The sequence below is a fragment of the Pseudomonas sp. LB3P14 genome (assembly GCF_054898045.1).
On sequence record NZ_CM142714.1, the window covers coordinates 1992234 to 2010042 of the forward strand.

At 60.0% G+C, this 17809-nt stretch carries 15 protein-coding genes; 5 read left to right on the forward strand and 10 right to left on the reverse strand.

Going from position 1 to position 17809, the window contains the following annotated elements; genetic code table 11:
- Nucleotides 1–142 precede the first annotated feature (142 nt).
- From ACYZT5_RS09150 to tpx, 5 genes are all read right to left on the reverse strand, one after another.
- A complete protein-coding gene (locus ACYZT5_RS09150) occupies nt 143–1624 on the reverse strand; it encodes an efflux transporter outer membrane subunit (RefSeq protein ID WP_462050807.1) in 1482 nt (493 codons plus the stop codon).
- Nucleotides 1621–4728, reverse strand: a complete 3108-nt coding sequence (locus ACYZT5_RS09155; protein WP_462050808.1) for an efflux RND transporter permease subunit — start codon at nt 4726–4728, stop codon at nt 1621–1623. The genes ACYZT5_RS09150 and ACYZT5_RS09155 overlap by 4 nt, the downstream gene beginning before the upstream one ends.
- On the reverse strand, nt 4725–7829 hold the full coding sequence (locus tag ACYZT5_RS09160; protein ID WP_462050809.1) for an MdtB/MuxB family multidrug efflux RND transporter permease subunit: 3105 nt from the start codon (nt 7827–7829) through the stop codon (nt 4725–4727). The genes ACYZT5_RS09155 and ACYZT5_RS09160 overlap by 4 nt, the downstream gene beginning before the upstream one ends.
- Nucleotides 7826–9142 carry an MdtA/MuxA family multidrug efflux RND transporter periplasmic adaptor subunit gene (locus ACYZT5_RS09165; RefSeq protein ID WP_462050810.1) on the reverse strand — a complete coding sequence of 439 codons (1317 nt, stop codon included), beginning with the start codon at nt 9140–9142 and terminating at the stop codon, nt 7826–7828. Before ACYZT5_RS09165 ends, ACYZT5_RS09160 begins: the two co-directional genes overlap by 4 nt.
- Before the next feature lie 177 nt (nt 9143–9319).
- Nucleotides 9320–9820: a thiol peroxidase gene (tpx, locus tag ACYZT5_RS09170; RefSeq protein WP_134097025.1), complete on the reverse strand. Its 501-nt coding sequence runs from the start codon at nt 9818–9820 to the stop codon at nt 9320–9322.
- Between the two features lie 266 nt (nt 9821–10086).
- Between tpx and ACYZT5_RS09175 the strand changes: the two genes are divergently transcribed.
- The 3 genes from ACYZT5_RS09175 to ACYZT5_RS09185 all read left to right on the forward strand — a co-directional run bounded on the left by ACYZT5_RS09175 (nt 10087) and on the right by ACYZT5_RS09185 (nt 11207).
- Nucleotides 10087–10512 (forward strand): YciI family protein, encoded by a 426-nt coding sequence (locus ACYZT5_RS09175; protein WP_462050811.1) that lies wholly within the window; start codon nt 10087–10089, stop codon nt 10510–10512.
- A gap of 265 nt (nt 10513–10777) precedes the next feature.
- Nucleotides 10778–10948 (forward strand): hypothetical protein, encoded by a 171-nt coding sequence (locus ACYZT5_RS09180; RefSeq protein ID WP_462050812.1) that lies wholly within the window; start codon nt 10778–10780, stop codon nt 10946–10948.
- Nucleotides 10949–10958: 10 nt separating this feature from the next.
- Complete coding sequence (locus ACYZT5_RS09185; RefSeq protein WP_462052361.1) at nt 10959–11207, forward strand: hypothetical protein; 249 nt, start codon at nt 10959–10961, stop codon at nt 11205–11207.
- Nucleotides 11208–11360: 153 nt separating this feature from the next.
- Here the strand turns inward: ACYZT5_RS09185 and ACYZT5_RS09190 are convergent, their stop codons facing one another.
- From ACYZT5_RS09190 to ACYZT5_RS09200, 3 genes are all read right to left on the reverse strand, one after another.
- A complete protein-coding gene (locus ACYZT5_RS09190; RefSeq protein WP_462050813.1) occupies nt 11361–12032 on the reverse strand; it encodes a DUF3313 domain-containing protein in 672 nt (223 codons plus the stop codon).
- Nucleotides 12033–12167: 135 nt separating this feature from the next.
- Nucleotides 12168–12647, reverse strand: a complete 480-nt coding sequence (locus ACYZT5_RS09195; protein ID WP_462050814.1) for a DUF934 domain-containing protein — start codon at nt 12645–12647, stop codon at nt 12168–12170.
- On the reverse strand, nt 12644–14317 hold the full coding sequence (locus tag ACYZT5_RS09200) for a nitrite/sulfite reductase (protein ID WP_462050815.1): 1674 nt from the start codon (nt 14315–14317) through the stop codon (nt 12644–12646). The genes ACYZT5_RS09195 and ACYZT5_RS09200 overlap by 4 nt, the downstream gene beginning before the upstream one ends.
- A gap of 263 nt (nt 14318–14580) precedes the next feature.
- On the opposite strand from ACYZT5_RS09200, the gene ccoN reads away from it, so the two are divergent.
- Together ccoN and ACYZT5_RS09210 are read left to right on the forward strand one after the other, a co-directional pair.
- Complete coding sequence (gene ccoN / locus ACYZT5_RS09205) at nt 14581–16008, forward strand: cytochrome-c oxidase, cbb3-type subunit I (protein WP_462050816.1); 1428 nt, start codon at nt 14581–14583, stop codon at nt 16006–16008.
- A 15-nt stretch (nt 16009–16023) separates the two neighbouring features.
- Entirely contained in the window at nt 16024–16245 is a 222-nt protein-coding gene (locus ACYZT5_RS09210; RefSeq protein WP_462050817.1) for a cbb3-type cytochrome c oxidase subunit 3, read from the forward strand.
- 129 nt (nt 16246–16374) lie between these two features.
- Here the strand turns inward: ACYZT5_RS09210 and ACYZT5_RS09215 are convergent, their stop codons facing one another.
- Together ACYZT5_RS09215 and ACYZT5_RS09220 are read right to left on the reverse strand one after the other, a co-directional pair.
- Nucleotides 16375–16869 carry a hypothetical protein gene (locus ACYZT5_RS09215; RefSeq protein WP_462050818.1) on the reverse strand — a complete coding sequence of 165 codons (495 nt, stop codon included), beginning with the start codon at nt 16867–16869 and terminating at the stop codon, nt 16375–16377.
- A 69-nt stretch (nt 16870–16938) separates the two neighbouring features.
- Nucleotides 16939–17715: a helix-turn-helix domain-containing protein gene (locus ACYZT5_RS09220; RefSeq protein WP_462050819.1), complete on the reverse strand. Its 777-nt coding sequence runs from the start codon at nt 17713–17715 to the stop codon at nt 16939–16941.
- Nucleotides 17716–17809 lie beyond the last annotated feature (94 nt).

Consider the following 17809-nt stretch of genomic DNA (forward strand, 5'->3'; position numbering starts at 1 on the left):
AGTGGCACCCCTCGATGATCGTTCCCACGCTCTGCGTGGGAATGCAGCCCGGGACGCTCCGCGTCCCATGCAGGAATCGGACGCGGAGCGTCCGGTGAGGCATTCCCACGCAGAGCGTGGGAACGATCAGTTGAGCTGGCCCCTACTCTTTATCACTCACCTGCAATGCCCCATCCCAGCCGCCACCCAACGCCGCAATCAACTGCACGCTGGCAATCAACCGGCTCTGCAACAAATCCAGCACGTTGCGTTCATTGCTCAACGCCGTGGCTTGAACCACCACCACATCCAGATAAGCGATCAAACCGGCCTTGTACTGGTTCTGGGTCAGGCGCAAGGACTCGCGCGCTGCGTCCAGTGCTTCCTGGCGCACGCCCGCTTCGTTTTCCAGGACCTTGAGCTGCACCAGGTAGTTTTCCACTTCACGGAAGCCGTCGAGCACGGTCTGGCGGTACTTGGCCACCGTTTCGTCGTAGGCCGCTTCGCTGCGGTCAACTTCCGCGGAGCGCTGGCCGCCGTCGAACAAGGTCATGGCCAATTGTGGCCCGACCGACCAAAAGCGGTTCGGCACGCTGATCCAGTTGGCATAGGTGCTGCTGCTATAGCCGCCGTTCAGGCTCAGGGTCAAATCCGGGTAATACGCAGCCTTGGCCACGCCGATGTTGGCGTTGGCCGCCATCACCGAACGTTCGGCGGAAGCAATGTCCGGGCGGCGTTCGAGCAACTGCGAAGGCAGGCTCAGCGGTACCTCGGGCAACGCAGGAATGTCTTTGGTCTCAGCCAGGCTGAACTCGGCCGGCGGCAGACCGATCAGCACGGCAATCGCGTTCTCGAACTGGGCGCGCTGCCAGATCAGATCGACCAGGTCAGCCTCGGTACTCTTGAGCTGAGTCTGTGCCTGCGCCACCGCATCCTTGCCGGAGACACCGGCGCGGTACTGGTTTTCGGTCATTTTCAACGAGCGCTGATAGGCCTCGACCGTCGCTTCCAACAGGCGTTTCTGCTCGTCGATCACCCGCAGTTGCAGATAGTTCTGCACCAGTTCCGACTGCTGACTCAAGCGCATCGCTGCCAAATCGGCAAAACTGGCCTCGGCGTTGGCGGTGTCGGCCTCAAGCCCACGGCGCAATTTGCCCCAGATATCCGCTTCCCAACTGACCCCGGCCTGAGCGGTGTAGGTGTCGCGAATACCGCTGGAAGAGCTGGTCAGGCTCGAACTGCTGCTGCCGGTGCCCTGGCTGGAACGGTTTTTCCCGACGGTCAGGTCCACGGTCGGGAAAAACGCACCACGGGCACTGCGCACCAAAGCCTGGGCCTGTCGGTACTGGGCTTCGGACTGCGCGACGGTCTGGTTGGCACTGTTGAGTTTTTCGATCAGGCCATTGAGCTGCTGATCGCCATACAACTCCCACCAGGCGCCACGGGCCAGAGAATCGCTGGGACTGGCCTGACGCCAGCCTGCCGCTTCCTTGTATTGCACCGGCGAGGCGGCTTGCGGGCGCTGATAGTCCGGGCCGATGGCGCAGGCGCTAAGCATCGCTACGCACAGCGCCAGGCTCAACAAACGCGAGCCTCGGGCGGTAACCAGCGGTGCAGCCAGATGGATAAGCGAACGGTCAGTCATAGCGGAGTTTCCAGAGCAGCATCGGTACGCACCCCACGCCAGTGGTTGAAGCGATGGCGCAGTTTGTCGAGATAGAGGTAAACCACCGGGGTGGTGTATAGGGTCAGCACCTGGCTGAAGATCAGCCCGCCGATGATGGTCAGGCCCAGCGGCTGACGCATTTCCGCCCCTTCGGCCCGGCTCAGCAGCAACGGCAACGCGCCGAGGATGGCCGCCAGGGTGGTCATCAGAATCGGTCGCAGACGTTGCAGGCAAGCACTACGAATCGACTCCAGCGGCGCCAGGCCTTGATGCCGTTCCAGTTGCAGCGCCAGGTCGATCATCAGAATGGCGTTTTTCTTCACCACGCCGATCAGCAGGAACAGCCCGAGCAACGAAATCAGGCTGAACTCACCGCCCAGCGCATAGATCGACAGCAACGCGCCGACCCCCGCCGACGGCAAGGTCGAGAGAATGGTCAGCGGATGGATGTAGCTTTCATACAGCACACCGAGCACCAGATACACCGCCACCAGCGCCCCGAGAATCATCCACGGCTGGCTCTTCTGGGTCGCGGCGAAGGCGTCGGCGGTGCCGGCCATTTTCACGATCACGTCTTCCGGCATGCCGAGTCGGGCAATGGCCCGCTCGATGGCCGCCGTGCCCTGCTCCACCGTCACGCCTTCAGCCATGTCGAAGGAAATGCTCTCGGAGGCGAACTGGCCTTCGTGGCTGACGCGGTCGTCTTCCAGGCTGTTTTCATAATGAGCGATGGTCGACAGCGGAATCCGCGCGCCGTCAGCGGTGATCACCTGCACCTGTTTGAGGGTGATCGGGTCCTGGGCATATTTCGGATTGACCTCCATGACCACCTGATACTGGTTAAGGCTGTCGTAAATCGTCGAAATCTGCCGCTGGCTGTAAGCGTTGTTCAGCACCGCAGTGACCATGTCCATGTCGACACCCAGGCGTTTGGCCTGATCCCGATCGACGATCAGGGTCACCTGCTGGGCGCCGCGCCCTTCACGGGCGTCAATCGCGGTCAGTTCCGGCAAAGCCTTGAGTGCGGTAACGACTTTCGGATACCACTCGCGCAACTCGCCAAGATCGGCGCTTTGCAGGATGTAGGAATACTGCGACGTGGTTTGTTCACGACCGCCACCAAACTGCAGGTCCTGATCGGCCATCAGCATCAACTGCGCACCGGCGACCTTGGGCATTTCCTTGCGCAGGCGTTCGATGACTTTTTGCGCAGAAATGTTGCGTTCCTTTATCGGTTTCAGCCGCACCAGCATGAAGGCGTTGTTGGTGCCGTTGGTACCGCCGATGAAGCCGGCGATGCTTTGCACCGCGTCATCCTTGAGCACGGCACGGCGGAAGGTTTCCATTTTTGGCTGCATCACGTTGAACGACAATCCGTCATCGCCACGCACGAAACCGATTAGCTGGCCCGTGTCCTGCTGAGGCATAAAGGTTTTAGGAACAACGACATACAGCGCGATGTTAACGCCAACTGTCACGATCAGGCTGAGCAAGGTCAACCGGCGGTGACGCAGCACCCAGTCGAGGCTTGTCGCGTATTTGCCGACCATCCACTCGTTAGCCCGCTGACTCCAGCGCTGCAATCGGTTTTCCTCACCCGGCGTATGCGGCTTGAGCCAGCGAGCGCAGAGCATCGGCGTGAGCGTCAACGAGACCACTAGCGACACCACGATGGACGCCGCCAACGTGATGGAGAACTCGCGAAACAGGCTTTCGACGATCCCGCCCATAAACAGGATCGACAGGAACACCGCCACCAGCGAGACGTTCATCGACAGCAAGGTGAAGCCGACTTCCTGCGCCCCGAGGTACGCGGCCTTCATCGGTGGCACGCCTTCGTCGATGTGCCGGGAAATGTTCTCCAGCACAACGATGGCATCGTCCACCACCAGGCCGGTGGCCAGAATCAGCGCCATCAGCGACAGATTGTTCAGGGAGAATCCGTAGAGGTACATCACCGCAAAGGTGCCGACCAGCGACACGGGCACAGCGAGGGTCGGAATCAAGGAGGCGCGCCAGTTACCGAGGAACAGGAACACCACCAGAATCACCAGCGCCACGGCAATCAGCAGGGTCATTTCCGCTTCGTGCAAGGTCGCCTTGATCACCGGCGACCGGTCCATCGCCACGTTCAGTTTGACGCTGGCCGGCAACACGGCCTGCAACGCCGGCAGCTGAGCCTTGATTTCGTTGACCGTCTCGATGATGTTGGCGCCGGCCTGGCGGTTGATCACCAGCAGTACCGCCGCGTCGTCGTTGAAGAAACCGCTGTTGTAACGGTCCTCGACGCCGTCGCTGACCTTGGCAACGTCCTTCAGGCGCAGGGCCGCGCCGTCCGCGTAGTGAATGATCAGCGACTCGTAATCCTTGGCCTTTTCCAGTTGATCGTTGGCCTGAACCTGCCACAACCGCTGGCTGTCCTCGACCGAGCCCTTGGGCCGGCGCACGTTGGCGTTGGCGATGGTGTTGCGCACATCGTCCAGCGCCACGCCGTACTGGTTGAGCGCTTGCGGTTCGAGTTCGATGCGCACCGCCGGCAAGGAACTGCCGCCGATCTGCACTTCGCCGACACCCTGCACCTGAGACACGCTCTGGGACAGAATCGTCGAGGCCAAATCATAGAGCTGGCCTTTTTCCAGTACGTCGGAGGTCAGCGACAGCACCATGACCGGCGCCTGGGACGGGTTGACCTTCTTGTAGGTCGGCATGCTACGCATCCCGCTCGGCAACAAGTTGCGCGAAGCGTTGATCGCTGCCTGTACTTCCCGCGCCGCGCCGTTGATGTCGCGGTCGAGGTCGAACTGCAAAATCACCCGGGTCGAGCCCTGGCTGGAGCGGCTGCTCATGGTGTTGACCCCGGCGATGGCGCCGAAGGAGCGCTCCAGCGGCGTGGCCACGGTCGAGGCCATGACCTCCGGGCTGGCGCCGGCCAGGCTCGCCTGAACCACGATCACCGGGAAGTCCATCTGCGGCAACGGCGCCACCGGCAACAGGCCGAAGCTCACGCCGCCCAGCAGCATGATCGCCAGGCTCAGCAACATCGTCGCGACCGGGCGCTTGATGAAAGGTCCGGACAGGTTCATGGCTGTTCTACCGCGTCCACAGATTCAGACTTGCGCCCCCAGCGCCGGCCGAGGCGGTCGAAGTACAGATAGATGACCGGAGTGGTAAACAGCGTCAGCACCTGACTCACCAACAAGCCACCCACCATCACCAGACCCAACGGTTGACGCAATTCCGCACCGGAACCGGTCGCCAGCATCAGCGGCACCGCGCCGAACAACGCGGCCAGTGTGGTCATCAGAATCGGTCGGAAACGCAGCAGCGCCGCTTGATAGATCGCCGTTTCCGGGTCCAAGCCCTGATTGCGCTCAGCGTCGAGGGCGAAGTCGATCATCATGATCGCGTTCTTTTTCACGATACCGATCAACAAAATGATGCCGATGATCGCGATCATTCCCAGGTCATTACCGCTCAACAGCAGCGCCAACAAAGCGCCGACCGCCGCCGAGGGCAAGGTCGAGAGAATAGTGATCGGGTGGATGTAACTCTCGTAGAGCACGCCGAGCACGATGTACATGGTCACTACTGCCGCCAGAATCAACAGCAAGGTGCTCGACAGCGACGCCTGGAAAGCCTCGGCCGCACCCTGGAACTGGGTCTGCACACCAATCGGCATGCCGATGTCTTTCTGCACCTGGTCGATGATCTCCACCGCATGCCCCAGCGCCACGCCGGGCGCGAGGTTGAAGGACATCATCACCGCCGGGAACTGACCGATGTGAGTAATTGCCAGTTGCGCCTGACGCTCCTCGATGTGCGCCAGACTGGACAGGCGCACTTGCCCGCCGTCGGTGGTTTTCACGTGAATCTGGTTCAGCGCATCCGGGCCGATCTTCTCGCCGGACTGCGATTGCAGCACCACGCGGTATTGGCTGGCCTGGGTGTAGATGGTGGAAATCTGCCGCTGACCAAAGGCGTCGTACAGCGCATCAGTGATGTTCGACACCGACACCCCGACCCGCGACGCCGCATCGCGGTCAATCACCAGATAGACCTGCAAGCCCTTGTCCTGCAAATCGCTGGCAACGTCGGTCAGCTCCGGCCGTTGGGACAGTGCGTCCACCAAACGACCGCTCCACAGACTCAGCAACTCCGAGTCTGGCGACGACATGCTGAACTGGTATTGAGTACGGCTGACGCGGTCTTCAATGGTCAGGTCCTGCACCGGTTGCATGAACAGCCGAACGCCGGTGAGCTTGTCCAGTTCCGGTTGCAGACGCGCGATCACCTCGGTGGCGCTCAAGTCGCGATGACTGTGGGATTTGAGGTTGATCAGCAGGCGACCGCTATTGAGCGTCGAGTTGTCACCGTCCACACCGATGTAGGACGACAGGCTTTCCACCGCCGGATCCGCCAGGATCACTTTGGCCAATTCCTGCTGACGCTCGCTCATGGCGGCGAAGGAAATCGACTGCGGCGCCTCGGATATGCCCTGGATCACCCCGGTGTCCTGCACCGGGAAGAAGCCCTTGGGCACCACCATGTAAAGGAACACGGTCAACGCCAGCGTGCCGATGGCCACCATCAGGGTCAGCGGTTGATGCTTGAGAACCCACTTTAACTTGCGCCCGTAAGCCGCGATCATCCAATCAATTGTGGCGCCGCTGGCCCGGTAGAAGCGGCCCTGTTCTTCTTCCTTGGGTTCACGTTTGAGCAGCCGCGCGCACATCATTGGCGTCAGGGTCAGGGAGACGACAAGGGAAATCAGGATCGCCACCGCCAGGGTGATGGCAAATTCGCGGAACAGCCGCCCCACCACGTCGGCCATGAACAGCAGTGGAATCAACACCGCGATCAGCGACAGGGTCAGGGAGATCAGCGTGAATCCGATCTGCTTGGCGCCCTTGAGCGCCGCATTCAGGGGGCTGTCGCCCTCTTCGATAAATCGGGAGATGTTCTCCAGCATGACGATCGCATCGTCCACCACGAAACCGGTGGCGATGGTCAGTGCCATCAGGGTCAGGTTATTGACCGAGAAACCCGCGAGGTACATCACGCCGAAGGTGCCGATCAGCGACAGTGGGACCGCGACCGACGGAATGATCGTGGCGCTGGCCCGACGCAGGAACAGGAAGGTCACCATCACGACCAGCGCAATGGCGATCAACAATTCGTGTTGCACGTCGGTGACCGAGGCTCGGATGGTCTGGGTGCGGTCGGTCAGCACGGTGACTTCGAGACCGGCCGGCAGGTTGTCGGTGATGCTCGGCAGCAGGGCTTTGATCCGGTCGACCACTTCGATGACGTTGGCACCGGGCTGACGCTGGATGTTCAACAGCACCGCCTGGTTTTCATTGGCCCACGCCGCCAGACGTTCGTTTTCCGCGCCATCGACGATTTCCGCGACATCCTTCAGCCGCAACGGCGCGCCGTTGGCGTAGGCGAGAATCAGGTTGGCGTAATCCTTGGGCGACGTCAGTTGGTCATTGGCGTCGAGCATCGACACCCGGGTCGGGCCGTCGAAGTTACCCTTGGGCTGGTTGACGTTGGATACGCCGATCAGGGTTCGCACGTCGGAGAGGTTCAAACCATTGGCCGCCAGGGCTTCAGGATTGACCTTGATCCGCACCGCCTGACGCTGGCCGCCGGCAATGCTGACCATGCCGACACCGCTGATCTGGGCGATTTTCTGCGCCATGCGCGTATCGACCAAGTCATTGAGCTTGGGCAGCAACATGGTCTTGGAGGTGATGGCCAGGGTCAGCACCGGGGTGTCCGCCGGGTTGACCTTGTTGTACACCGGCGGCGCCGGCAAGTCCTTGGGCAGCAAATTGGTCGCGGCATTGATCGCGGCCTGCACCTGCTGCTCGGCGACGTCCATGTTGATGTCGAGGCTGAAACGCAGGGTCAGCACCGAAGCGCCGCCGGAACTGGTCGACGCCATCTGCGTCAGGCCGGGCATCTGCCCGAATTGACGCTCAAGAGGCGCGGTCACGGCGCTAGTCATGACATCCGGGCTGGCGCCGGGATACAGCGTCATGACGCGGATGGTCGGGTAATCGACCTGAGGCAATGCCGACACCGGCAGCAGCCGATAGGCGATCACGCCGGCCAGGATAATGGCCAGCATGCTCAGGGTCGTGGCGACCGGGCGAAGGATGAACAGCCGCGAGATGTTCATGCGCCGCCCTTTTTCGCCTTGTCGGTGGTCGCCGGCTCAGTCGCGTTGGCCGCCGATTTGCCTTGCAGATGGCCGGTCGGGGTCGTCGGCACGTCCTTGGTGTCATTGACCACTTCCACTTCGCTGCCTTCCTTCAAGCGGTCGGTGCCTTCAAGGACAACGCGATCCCCAGGGGCCAGGCCGTCGGTAATCACGGTGTTTTCACCGTCACTGGCACCGACTTTCAACTGACGTATCGTGACTTTCTTGTCGCCGTCCAGGGCGTAGACAAACGTGCCGTTGGTGCCGAACTGAATCGCTGCTGAAGGTGCGAGCACCACGTCTTTGAGGGTGTCGGCCAGCAGATGGACATTGACGAACTGATTCGGGAACAGCGCCTGATCACGGTTCTCGTAACGAGCCTTGAATTTCAGGGTGCCGGTGGTGACGTCGATCTGGTTGTCCAGACTCTGCAAGACACCGGTGGCCTGCAACTTGGTGTCGCCACGATCCCAGGCTTCGGCGGGCAGTTTGGCGCCGGTGCGATAACGGGCCAGCACGGTTTCCAGGCTGTTTTCCGGCAAGGTGAAGGCAACGCTGATCGGTTGGGTCTGGGTGATGATCACCAGCGCCGTGGTGTCGTTGGCTGCCACCAGGTTGCCGACATCCAGCTGACGCAAGCCGACACGCCCGGCAATCGGGGCGCGGATCTTGGTGAATTCCAGATTGAGCCTGGCGTCGTTGACCGCCGCCTGATTGGTTTTGACGGTGCCCTGATACTGGCCCACCAGCGCTTCGGCGGTGTCCAGGGTCTGCTTGGCGATGCTGTCTTCGCGATACAAGCCGCGATAGCGCTCCACATCGACCTGGGCGTTTTTCAATTGTGCCTGGTTCTGCAGCAACGTGCCTTCGGCCTGAAGCAAGGCGTTCTGGTAAGGACGCGGGTCGATTTCAGCCAGCAGATCGCCAGCCTTGACCATCTGCCCTTCCTCGAAGGAGATCTTCATCAGCTCACCACCGACGCGGCTGCGCACATTGATGGTGTTCAGCGCCGTCACGGTGCCCAGCGCCTTGTAGTACAGCGGGAAGTCGCCCTTGACCGCTGGCGCGACACGCACCGGAACGGGCCCGGTCGCTCCACCGAAACCCGGACGCATCCCTCCCGACCTGCCGGTGTGTCCGGCAACGGCTTTTTGCCCTGCGCCCTCTTTTTGGGCAGTGCCGGTGGGCCAGAATTTCCAGCACAGGCCAGCGATGACCAACAGGACAAGCAGGCCAAACAGCCAGCGACGGGGACTACGGGAAACGGAGGATTGCATGGAATGATCAACCATTGGGCGCGTGGGCTTCTTCTACAGGAGGCTGAACGATAAGCACTGGCGGGTATTAAGCAAAGCGGCTTTACCGGCAATTTACCTTCGGCTTACGTAACAGGATGTTTGGCCAAGACACTGAATCACAAATAAAAACGGCCTGGACAGGGCCAGGCCGTTAACAATTGTAAAGCGCGCTTACTTCAGAACAGCAAGTGCCGCTTCGTAGTTAGGCTCTTCTGCAATTTCTTTAACCAGTTCGCTGTGCAGAACGTTGTCGTTTTCGTCCAGCACCACGACGGCACGGGCAGTCAGGCCTTTGAGCGGACCGTCAGCAATGGCAACGCCGTAGTTCTCGATGAACTCGGCACCGCGCAAGGTCGACAGGTTCTGGACGTTTTCCAGGCCTTCGGCGCCGCAGAAACGCGCTTGAGCGAACGGCAGGTCAGCGGAGATGCACAGCACGACAGTGTTGGCGACATCGTTGGCCTGGGCGTTGAACTTGCGAACCGACGTCGCGCAGGTCGGGGTATCAACACTAGGGAAGATGTTCAGCACTTTGCGCTTACCGGCGAAGCTCGCCAGGGTCACGTCGGACAGATTGCCGGCAACCAGGGAAAAGGCTGGCGCCTTGGAACCGGCTTGTGGCAGTTGGCCGTTGACTTGAACCGGGGAGCCTTTAAGAGTGACTTGAGCCATGAACGGAGTCCTTCTGTACGTTGTTGTGGAGAATTGTGAAGAGGCCGAAGTTAACCACGAAACGGTCCGACGACCTATGCCCAGATACAAATTGTGAAGTCTCGTCGCACACATTGGATACAACCCGCCTCAACAGCCGTATAGCGAGTTTACTGTCGAGAAACAAATCTGGTTTTTTCGGCGATTTTCCGTAAGAAACGTTGTCGATTCAGATGACGGCCATTCGACTAGGAAGTGAGTCACTCAAATCCAGCGGAGATAAGACCATGCGATTCATGATTTTTGTGAAAGCCAGCCAGGATTCCGAGGCCGGTGTGATGCCCAGCAAAGAACTGATGACCGCGATGGGCAACTACAACGAGGAGCTGGTCAAAGCCGGTATCCTCATCGAGTGCGATGGCCTGCAACCCAGCAGCAAAGGCGCCCGCGTGCGTTTCTCGGGTGACCAGCGCACGGTGATCGACGGCCCGTTCGCCGAAACCAAGGAGCTGATCGCCGGCTACTGGCTATGGAATGTGAAGTCGAAACAGGAAGCGATCGAGTGGGTCAAGCGCTGCCCCAACCCGATGCCAGGCACCGACGCCGAGATCGAGATTCGCCAGGTGTTCGAGGCTGAAGATTTCGGGGCCGAGTTCACACCAGAGCTGCGAGAGCAGGAAGAACGACTGCGTGCGCAGGTGAAAAAGCGCTGAATAGTCCAATCATTGTGGCGAAGGGGCTTACCCCCTCGCCACATCAGCAGACCCGTCGATCTCAACCTCCTGTTCCCCTTAAACTTTTTAGGACACGGAAACTCACGCAAACGTGTACAAAAAACCAAGGATTCCCCCTTCGACTGGCGAACCCGGCGTCAGCTGCTAGTTTCAACAGAAGTGTCCTACAGGCCCGGCACCCACCCTCCAGGATGACTAAACGCCCGCGGCTCACGACACCAATGCCCACACCAAAGACGTTCTGATGCGTGGCACCTTACCCCTCGCTCCCGGCGATATTAATGGTGTGCCGCAGTTGCTGCGCGCCACCGTGCCGATCAACACTCGCCCCGAGCCAAACGGCGGCTACAGCACCGGCGATGGCCCACCGCAATTCGCACTGTTCGCCGGGATCAACGTCACCTTCGACCAATGAGGACTTTGATATGCACGTTGCAATTCGCGCAGCCGGTTTCAGCCTGATGACGATGTTCGTCAGTTGCGGCGTCGGTGCTCAGGACCTCGATACGCGGATCGGCAAGATCGCGATGGCAGGCGACTCGCCGACCCAAGAATCGATCGCCAGGCAGTTTTATCGGGCGAGTCTGCATACTTATGACGATGACGGCGACGCGAGGGCCAAGGACATTCGCGAGGTCATGCGCGGGGATGGGGGGAATCCGTATTTCCGGTGATTTGTCGGGGAGTGATGTATCGCCTGAGGAACCGCCTTCGCGAGCAGGCTCGCTCCCACAGTGAAACTGCGTCGCTCACACATTCTGTGTGCACCGCAGATCAGATGTGGGAGCGAGTCTGCTCGCGATATAGGTGCCCTCAGCCTCAACGCATCATTTGGACTTGAGCTTCAAATACGACTGATGCAGATCGGAGGCCCAGCCATCGATCACACCTTTCACGTCGTCGGCCTTCATCACCTGAGACTCGTTTTCCAAGGGTTTGCCAGTGCCTTTGCGCACAACCTGGGCCAAGACGTTGTTGTTGCCGCCATCGAGGAACACCGCTTCAGTGGCCAGGTCGGTGTCCTGATCGCGAATACCACTGGCCGTGCTCACCGCCGCGGCCACCAGGGCGATCGGGATCACTTCATAAGGCTTCAGGCCTTGGGTCTTGCTGCTCACGGCAGTGATGGCGGCGCGCACTACCATCACACCCGGGCCAGGGCCTGCGGCTAACGGCAGGGATTTACCCACTTCACGCTTGAGCGCTTGATCGTAGTAACTGGTGATTCCATTCAGGGTGGCCTGCGGGATTTTCACGGTCGGTTGAGGTTTGGGATAGAGCTGGGTCGGTTCGATGTAGACACTGGTGAACTTGTTGATGTCGAGTTTGGGATCCACCCAGCGCATCACCGTGGCGCCCGATGGCGATTTGGCTTCCTTGAGTTGGCTGTAGTCCTTGAGAAACCCCGAATACTGATCCGGCTCAACAACTTTGCTGGAGCAGCCCACCATTGCGATCGACGCAATGCACAGAGTGCTCATCATTAACGTTAGCTTCATGCTGTAACTCCTGTCAGTAGCTCGACATCAGTACGAGTAAGGGTGTTACAGGTATAGCCAATGCAATGCAGTTTGCTTTCAAAAATTGCAATGTTCATTGAACGCTGCACAGAGCCTGCATTTGATCTTGAGTCCTTACCGTCGGCGAAATAACGGCCGAGGTTCGATTACCGAACGCCCATACAACACGCTCATCCCCGCCAGTCCCTTGAGCGCATCTTCAGCCGATTTGTCCTCACGCACCGCGAAGCTGTTGAACCCGCATTGGCGCATGTGGCTGAGTTGATCGCGCAGTACATCGCCGACCGCACGCAACTCGCCCGTCCAGCCCAATCGAGTGCGCAGCAAGTACGCCTGGCTGTAACCGCGGCCATCACGGAAACTCGGAAAGTCCAGGGCAATCAGCGGCAGGTGTGAAAACCACGGTTTGAGGCTTTCCACCTCATCGTCCGGCCCCAACCACACCCCCTTTTGCGGTGGACCTTCAAGCCAACGGGCCAACGGCAAAATCACTGCACCCGCCGGCCATTCATCGTTGACATCCCTGACCAGGGTCCAGGGATCGTCAGCGACAATCCGCGCCACACCCTCCTCCAGTCGCAGCAAATTGTTCATGCTGACACCTCCAGAATCTTCGGATAGACCTGCTCTTTGAACGGTTCCAGACCGATGCGCTGCAAGGTGTCGACGAACAGTTCTTCGCTCTCGCGGTAATTGACGAACGTGTCGATGATCCGCTCGATCACCTCGGGCACTTCGGCGGCGCTGAAGGACGGGCCGATGACTTTGCCCAATGCGCTGTTCTTCCCCTGAGCACCACCGAGGGTGATCTGGTACCACTCGCTGCCGTTCTTATCGACCCCCAGAATGCCGATGTTGCCGATGTGGTGGTGTCCGCAGGCGTTCATGCAGCCGGAAATGTTCAGGCTGATGTCGCCCAGATCATGCAGATAATCGAGGTCTTCGAAGCGTGCCTGAATGGCTTGCGCAATGGGGATCGACTTGGCGTTGGCCAGCGCGCAGAAGTCGCCGCCGGGGCACGCGATGATGTCGGTCAGCAAACCGATATTCGCGCAGCCCAGGCCCTGTTCGCAGGCCAGGTACCAAAGCGTGTAGAGATCAGCCATGGGTACGTCGGGCAACACAATGTTCTGTTCATGGGCGATGCGAATTTCACCAAAACCGAACTGCTCGGACCAGTCGGCCACGGCCTCCATTTGCTCGGCCGTGACATCACCCGGCGGTGAGGTAATGCCCGGTTTGGTTGACAGCACGACGCTGGCGTAGCCCGGCACTTTGTGCGGCTGAACGTTGCGCGACACCCAACGGGCGAAGGCCGGGTTTTCGGACAGGCGTGTGCCGAAATCGAGGTCGGTATCCGCCAGAGCGCGGTAGTCCGGCGGCACAAAGGCGCTGGCCACGCGCTCATACTCGACGTCAGTCAACTGCGCCGGGCCGTCCTTGAGGTACTGCCACTCCTCCTCCACTTCCCTGGCAAAGGCTTCGATGCCCAGTGCCTTGACCAGAATCTTGATCCGCGCCTTGTACTTGTTGTCCCGCCGGCCATGTCGGTTATAGACCCGCAGCACTGCCTCGACGTAGGACAGCAGGTGCTGCCACGGCAACCCTTCGCGGATCTGCAAGCCGAGGATCGGCGTGCGCCCCAACCCGCCACCGACGATGACCCGCAGCAGCCTCTGCCCGTCGGGTCCCTGGTAAAGATAGAGGCCGATGTCATGCATCATGATCGCCGCCCGGTCCTGTTCCGCCGAGCAGATGGCGATCTTGAACTTGCGCGGCAGGAACAGGAATTCCGGGTTGATGGTCGACCACTGCCGCAGGATTTCCGCCAGCGGTCGCGGGTCGATCATTTCATCCGCCGCCACCCCGGCAAAGGCTTCGGTGGTGATGTTGCGCACGCAGTTGCCGGACGTCTGGATCGCGTGCATTTCCACTTGCGCCAGGCGCTCGAGGATGTCTGGCACCTGGGCCAGTTCGATCCAGTTGAACTGCATGTTCTGCCGCGTGGTGAAGTGGCCGTAGCCGCGATCGTAATCCCGGGCGATGCTCGCCAGCGTACGCATTTGCGGCGCGCTTAACGTGCCGTATGGAATCGCCACGCGCAGCATGTAGGCGTGTTTTTGCATGTACAGACCGTTCTGCAAACGCAGCGGCAGGAATTCTTCTTCGCTCAACTCATCCGCCATGAAGCGTTCGACCTGATCGCGAAACTGCGCGACCCGCTCAAAGACCAGGGCCCGGTCATAGTCATCGTACTGATACATGTGGCTACCTCATCAGGATTGATCGGGCTCTGTGGCTCGTTCACGAGTAACGACTATGGACCTGCGGCGCAGCCCGTTACAGATTCACCTGAAGGCTAAAGAACCGTATCAGTCTGCGGCAGATCACCGCAGACAAGCGTTTTATCTGATCCGCATAAACTCGGTTTTTCTGAGTCTGTTTTGTTTCCGGCAGGGTTTCTAAAGTTGACGACATGCCAGTCCGGGTGGCCTGGCAAGACTTTGCAACCGTGGAAGCATTGACCATGAGCACAGCAACAATCGGACAGGCCTATAACTACAAGGTCGTCCGCCAATTCGTCGTGGCAACCGTGGTATGGGGTGTCGTGGGGATGGCGATTGGAGTGTGGATCGCCTCGCAACTGGTATGGCCGCAGATGAACCTCGACCTGCCGTGGACCACCTTCGGCCGCTTGCGCCCGCTGCACACCAGCCTGGTGATTTTCGGCTTTGCCGGCAGCGCGCAATTCGCCGCCAGTTATTACGCGGTGCAGCGCACCTGCCAGGTGCGGCTGTTCTCGGACAAACTTGCGGCTTTCACCTTTTGGGGTTGGCAGTCAGTAATCGTGGTGATGCTAATCACTCTGCCGCTGGGCTACACCACCACCAAGGAATACGCCGAGATCGAATTCTCCGGTGCGGTGTGGATGACCGTGGTCTGGGTCGCTTATGCCATCGTGTTCTTCACCACCGTGGTGCAACGCAAGACCAAGCACATCTACGTCGGCAACTGGTTCTTTGGCGCGTTCATTGTGGTCATCGCGATGCTCCACGTGGTTAATCACCTGGCGATTCCGGTGGACTGGTTCAAGTCCTATCCGGTGTATTCCGGGGCGACCGACGCCATGGTGCAGTGGTGGTACGGGCACAACGCGGTGGGCTTCTTCCTGACCACCGGGTTTCTGGGGATGATGTATTACTTCGTGCCAAAACAGGCCGGGCGGCCGGTGTATTCGTATCGGTTGTCGATCGTGCACTTCTGGGCGCTGATCACCCTCTACATCTGGGCCGGCCCGCACCACTTGCATTACACCGCGCTGCCGGACTGGGCGCAGTCGCTCGGCATGGCCATGTCGCTGATCCTGCTGGCACCGAGCTGGGGCGGAATGATCAACGGCATGATGACGCTGTCAGGCGCCTGGCATAAATTGCGCACCGACCCGATCCTGCGCTTCTTGGTGTTGTCCCTGGCCTTCTACGGGATGTCGACCTTCGAAGGGCCGATGATGGCGATCAAGACGGTCAACGCCCTCTCCCACTACACCGACTGGACCATCGGCCACGTCCACGCTGGCGCCCTCGGCTGGGTGGCAATGATCACCTTCGGCTCGCTGTACCACATGATCCCGAAAGTCTTCGGCCGCGAGCAGATGCACAGCACGCCGTTGATCAACCTGCACTTCTGGCTGGCGACCATCGGCACGGTGTTGTACATCGCCTCACTGTGGGTCAACGGCATCACCCAGGGCCTGATGTGGCGCGCGATCAACGACGACGGCACGCTGACCTATTCGTTCGTTGAAGCCTTGCAGGCCAGCCATCCGGGTTTTGTGGTGCGGTTTTCCGGTGGGTTGTTCTTCCTCAGCGGCATGTTGCTGATGGCGTACAACACTTGGCGCACCGTGCGGGTTTCGGACGTCGAAATGGCCGAACGTGAAGCGCAGATTGCCTGAAACAAGGAGCCTGAAATGTTCGAGGTCGTTTTGAATGTGCTGGGCGTGACGGGGCTTTGGCTGGCGGTTGAATACTGCCTGAAGCACCAGACGGCAGAGAGTCTGGATGAAGCCAGTTTGATTCCGTTTGCCGATGACCCTGAGGTGGCGCGGCGGGTGGAGTTGGCGACGGGGAAGGCTGTGAAGGCGGTGTCGCCGGAAGAAGCCCAACTTGGGTGGGGCAACCTCGAAATCTGATACACCCTGATCAATGTGGGAGCGAGCCTGCTCGCGATAGCGGAGGGTCAGTCAACATACATGTTGATTGCTAAACCGCCATCGCGAGCAGGCTCGCTCCCACAGGGGAATGTGTAATGCCCAGAGAGTTCAGTTGCGATCTCGGGGGATAAGGCTCTGCAACTGCTGCGCCAAAAAGTTCGCATCAAAGGCAAACGTATCCGGATCTTTCAACCCATTGGTCTTGCGCCATTGCCAGCTACTGGACGGCGGCAGGCACACCAACGAAATGCTGCCGTAGCGCGCGGCCGTCAGGCCCATCACGGCCAGTGAAATCTGACCACCGGCACCCATCACATCCGGCACAAACTCCACCGGTTTACCGGCTATCACAATCGTCAGCTTCTCGGTCTTGAAGGTCGACGTCTCGACCGGAACGCTCGGCCCCGAGGCGACATACACTTCGCGGCTCACCTCCAGCAGATTCGGTACCTGGACCGGTTCCAGCCATTGCTGGATCTGATCGAACAGCTCACCAATGCGCGTCGCCCACACGGCCGATTGCGACTCGAACAGTTGCTTCTTGTGCGCTTCGCTTTCTGCGTAATGGCGAAGCATCTCACCCAGTTGCTGTACGTCGTCCATTGCGGTGTTCCTTTGTTGAAGCGGTGCTGCGGACTTTGAGCATGGCAGATGCGCGCTGCCGGCGTACGACTAAAAGCGTGAACGGTATTGGCTGGGGGTCATGGCCAGGTATTTGCGAAAGGCACTGCCCATGTGGGACTGATGGGCGAAGCCGGCGTCCAGGGCAATGTCGGCCAGGGGCAGGTCGGTGTGTTCGATCATCCAGCGTGCCGCCTGAAGCCGCACTTCAACGAGATAAGCGTGGGGAGTCAGGCCGATGGCCCGGGTGAAATCGCGCAGAAAGCGCAGCTCGTTTTGCCCGTAGGTGGCGGCCAATTGTTCCAGCGTCAGGGGCTCGTGGAACTGCTCGGCGATCTGATCCAGCACGTGGGCGAAAACCCTGGGCGTGGCACGTTGCACGGTATCGGCTTCCGGGTTTACCAAACCCACGAACTCCACCGCCCTTTGCTCAAGCGCCAGCCTGTCCGGTTGCGGAGCGAGCAACAGACGCCGCAGTTCCCGGCCCAACATCAGCGCGCGGCGATTGCCTGAAGACTGCACACGGTGGTCAACCGAGGGTAAATACTGATGGGCCAACGGCTCGTCCAGACGCATCAGCAGGTATTCGCCACCGCTGGCCGACTCGGAAAACACCTCCACGCCGACCGGCGTGTAAGCCAGCACGCCGGGCAGCGTGTCGAAATCCACCCGATGATCCGAATCGATGGCGTGCACGCCTTGTTGACGCTCCAGCGTCACCCCAAGGGTTTGCCACTGCACAGGGTCACGCGCGCTGTAAGCCGCACGGGGCAAAAGCTGCAGGCAAAGTCTGCCGTCCAGCAGCGCTTGGCTCAGCACGATTGGCATGTGAAATTTCCTGATAGATCGCGATGAAGACCCACGGGATACTCTCAAATAAGGGCATGCTCGAACAAAGGGTTGCCATCAACAGGAGCACGAC

Excerpts from the sequence above, each read along its gene's own strand:
- ACYZT5_RS09150 (WP_462050807.1), bottom strand. The coding sequence starts at position 1,624 with ATGACTGACCGTTCGCTTATCCATCTGGCTGCACCGCTGGTTACCGCC.
- ACYZT5_RS09155 (WP_462050808.1), bottom strand. The coding sequence starts at position 4,728 with ATGAACCTGTCCGGACCTTTCATCAAGCGCCCGGTCGCGACGATGTTG.
- ACYZT5_RS09160 (WP_462050809.1), bottom strand. The coding sequence starts at position 7,829 with ATGAACATCTCGCGGCTGTTCATCCTTCGCCCGGTCGCCACGACCCTG.
- ACYZT5_RS09165 (WP_462050810.1), bottom strand. The coding sequence starts at position 9,142 with ATGGTTGATCATTCCATGCAATCCTCCGTTTCCCGTAGTCCCCGTCGC.
- tpx (WP_134097025.1), bottom strand. The coding sequence starts at position 9,820 with ATGGCTCAAGTCACTCTTAAAGGCTCCCCGGTTCAAGTCAACGGCCAA.
- ACYZT5_RS09175 (WP_462050811.1), top strand. The coding sequence starts at position 10,087 with ATGCGATTCATGATTTTTGTGAAAGCCAGCCAGGATTCCGAGGCCGGT.
- ACYZT5_RS09180 (WP_462050812.1), top strand. The coding sequence starts at position 10,778 with ATGCGTGGCACCTTACCCCTCGCTCCCGGCGATATTAATGGTGTGCCG.
- ACYZT5_RS09185 (WP_462052361.1), top strand. The coding sequence starts at position 10,959 with ATGCACGTTGCAATTCGCGCAGCCGGTTTCAGCCTGATGACGATGTTC.
- ACYZT5_RS09190 (WP_462050813.1), bottom strand. The coding sequence starts at position 12,032 with ATGAAGCTAACGTTAATGATGAGCACTCTGTGCATTGCGTCGATCGCA.
- ACYZT5_RS09195 (WP_462050814.1), bottom strand. The coding sequence starts at position 12,647 with ATGAACAATTTGCTGCGACTGGAGGAGGGTGTGGCGCGGATTGTCGCT.
- ACYZT5_RS09200 (WP_462050815.1), bottom strand. The coding sequence starts at position 14,317 with ATGTATCAGTACGATGACTATGACCGGGCCCTGGTCTTTGAGCGGGTC.
- ccoN (WP_462050816.1), top strand. The coding sequence starts at position 14,581 with ATGAGCACAGCAACAATCGGACAGGCCTATAACTACAAGGTCGTCCGC.
- ACYZT5_RS09210 (WP_462050817.1), top strand. The coding sequence starts at position 16,024 with ATGTTCGAGGTCGTTTTGAATGTGCTGGGCGTGACGGGGCTTTGGCTG.
- ACYZT5_RS09215 (WP_462050818.1), bottom strand. The coding sequence starts at position 16,869 with ATGGACGACGTACAGCAACTGGGTGAGATGCTTCGCCATTACGCAGAA.
- ACYZT5_RS09220 (WP_462050819.1), bottom strand. The coding sequence starts at position 17,715 with ATGCCAATCGTGCTGAGCCAAGCGCTGCTGGACGGCAGACTTTGCCTG.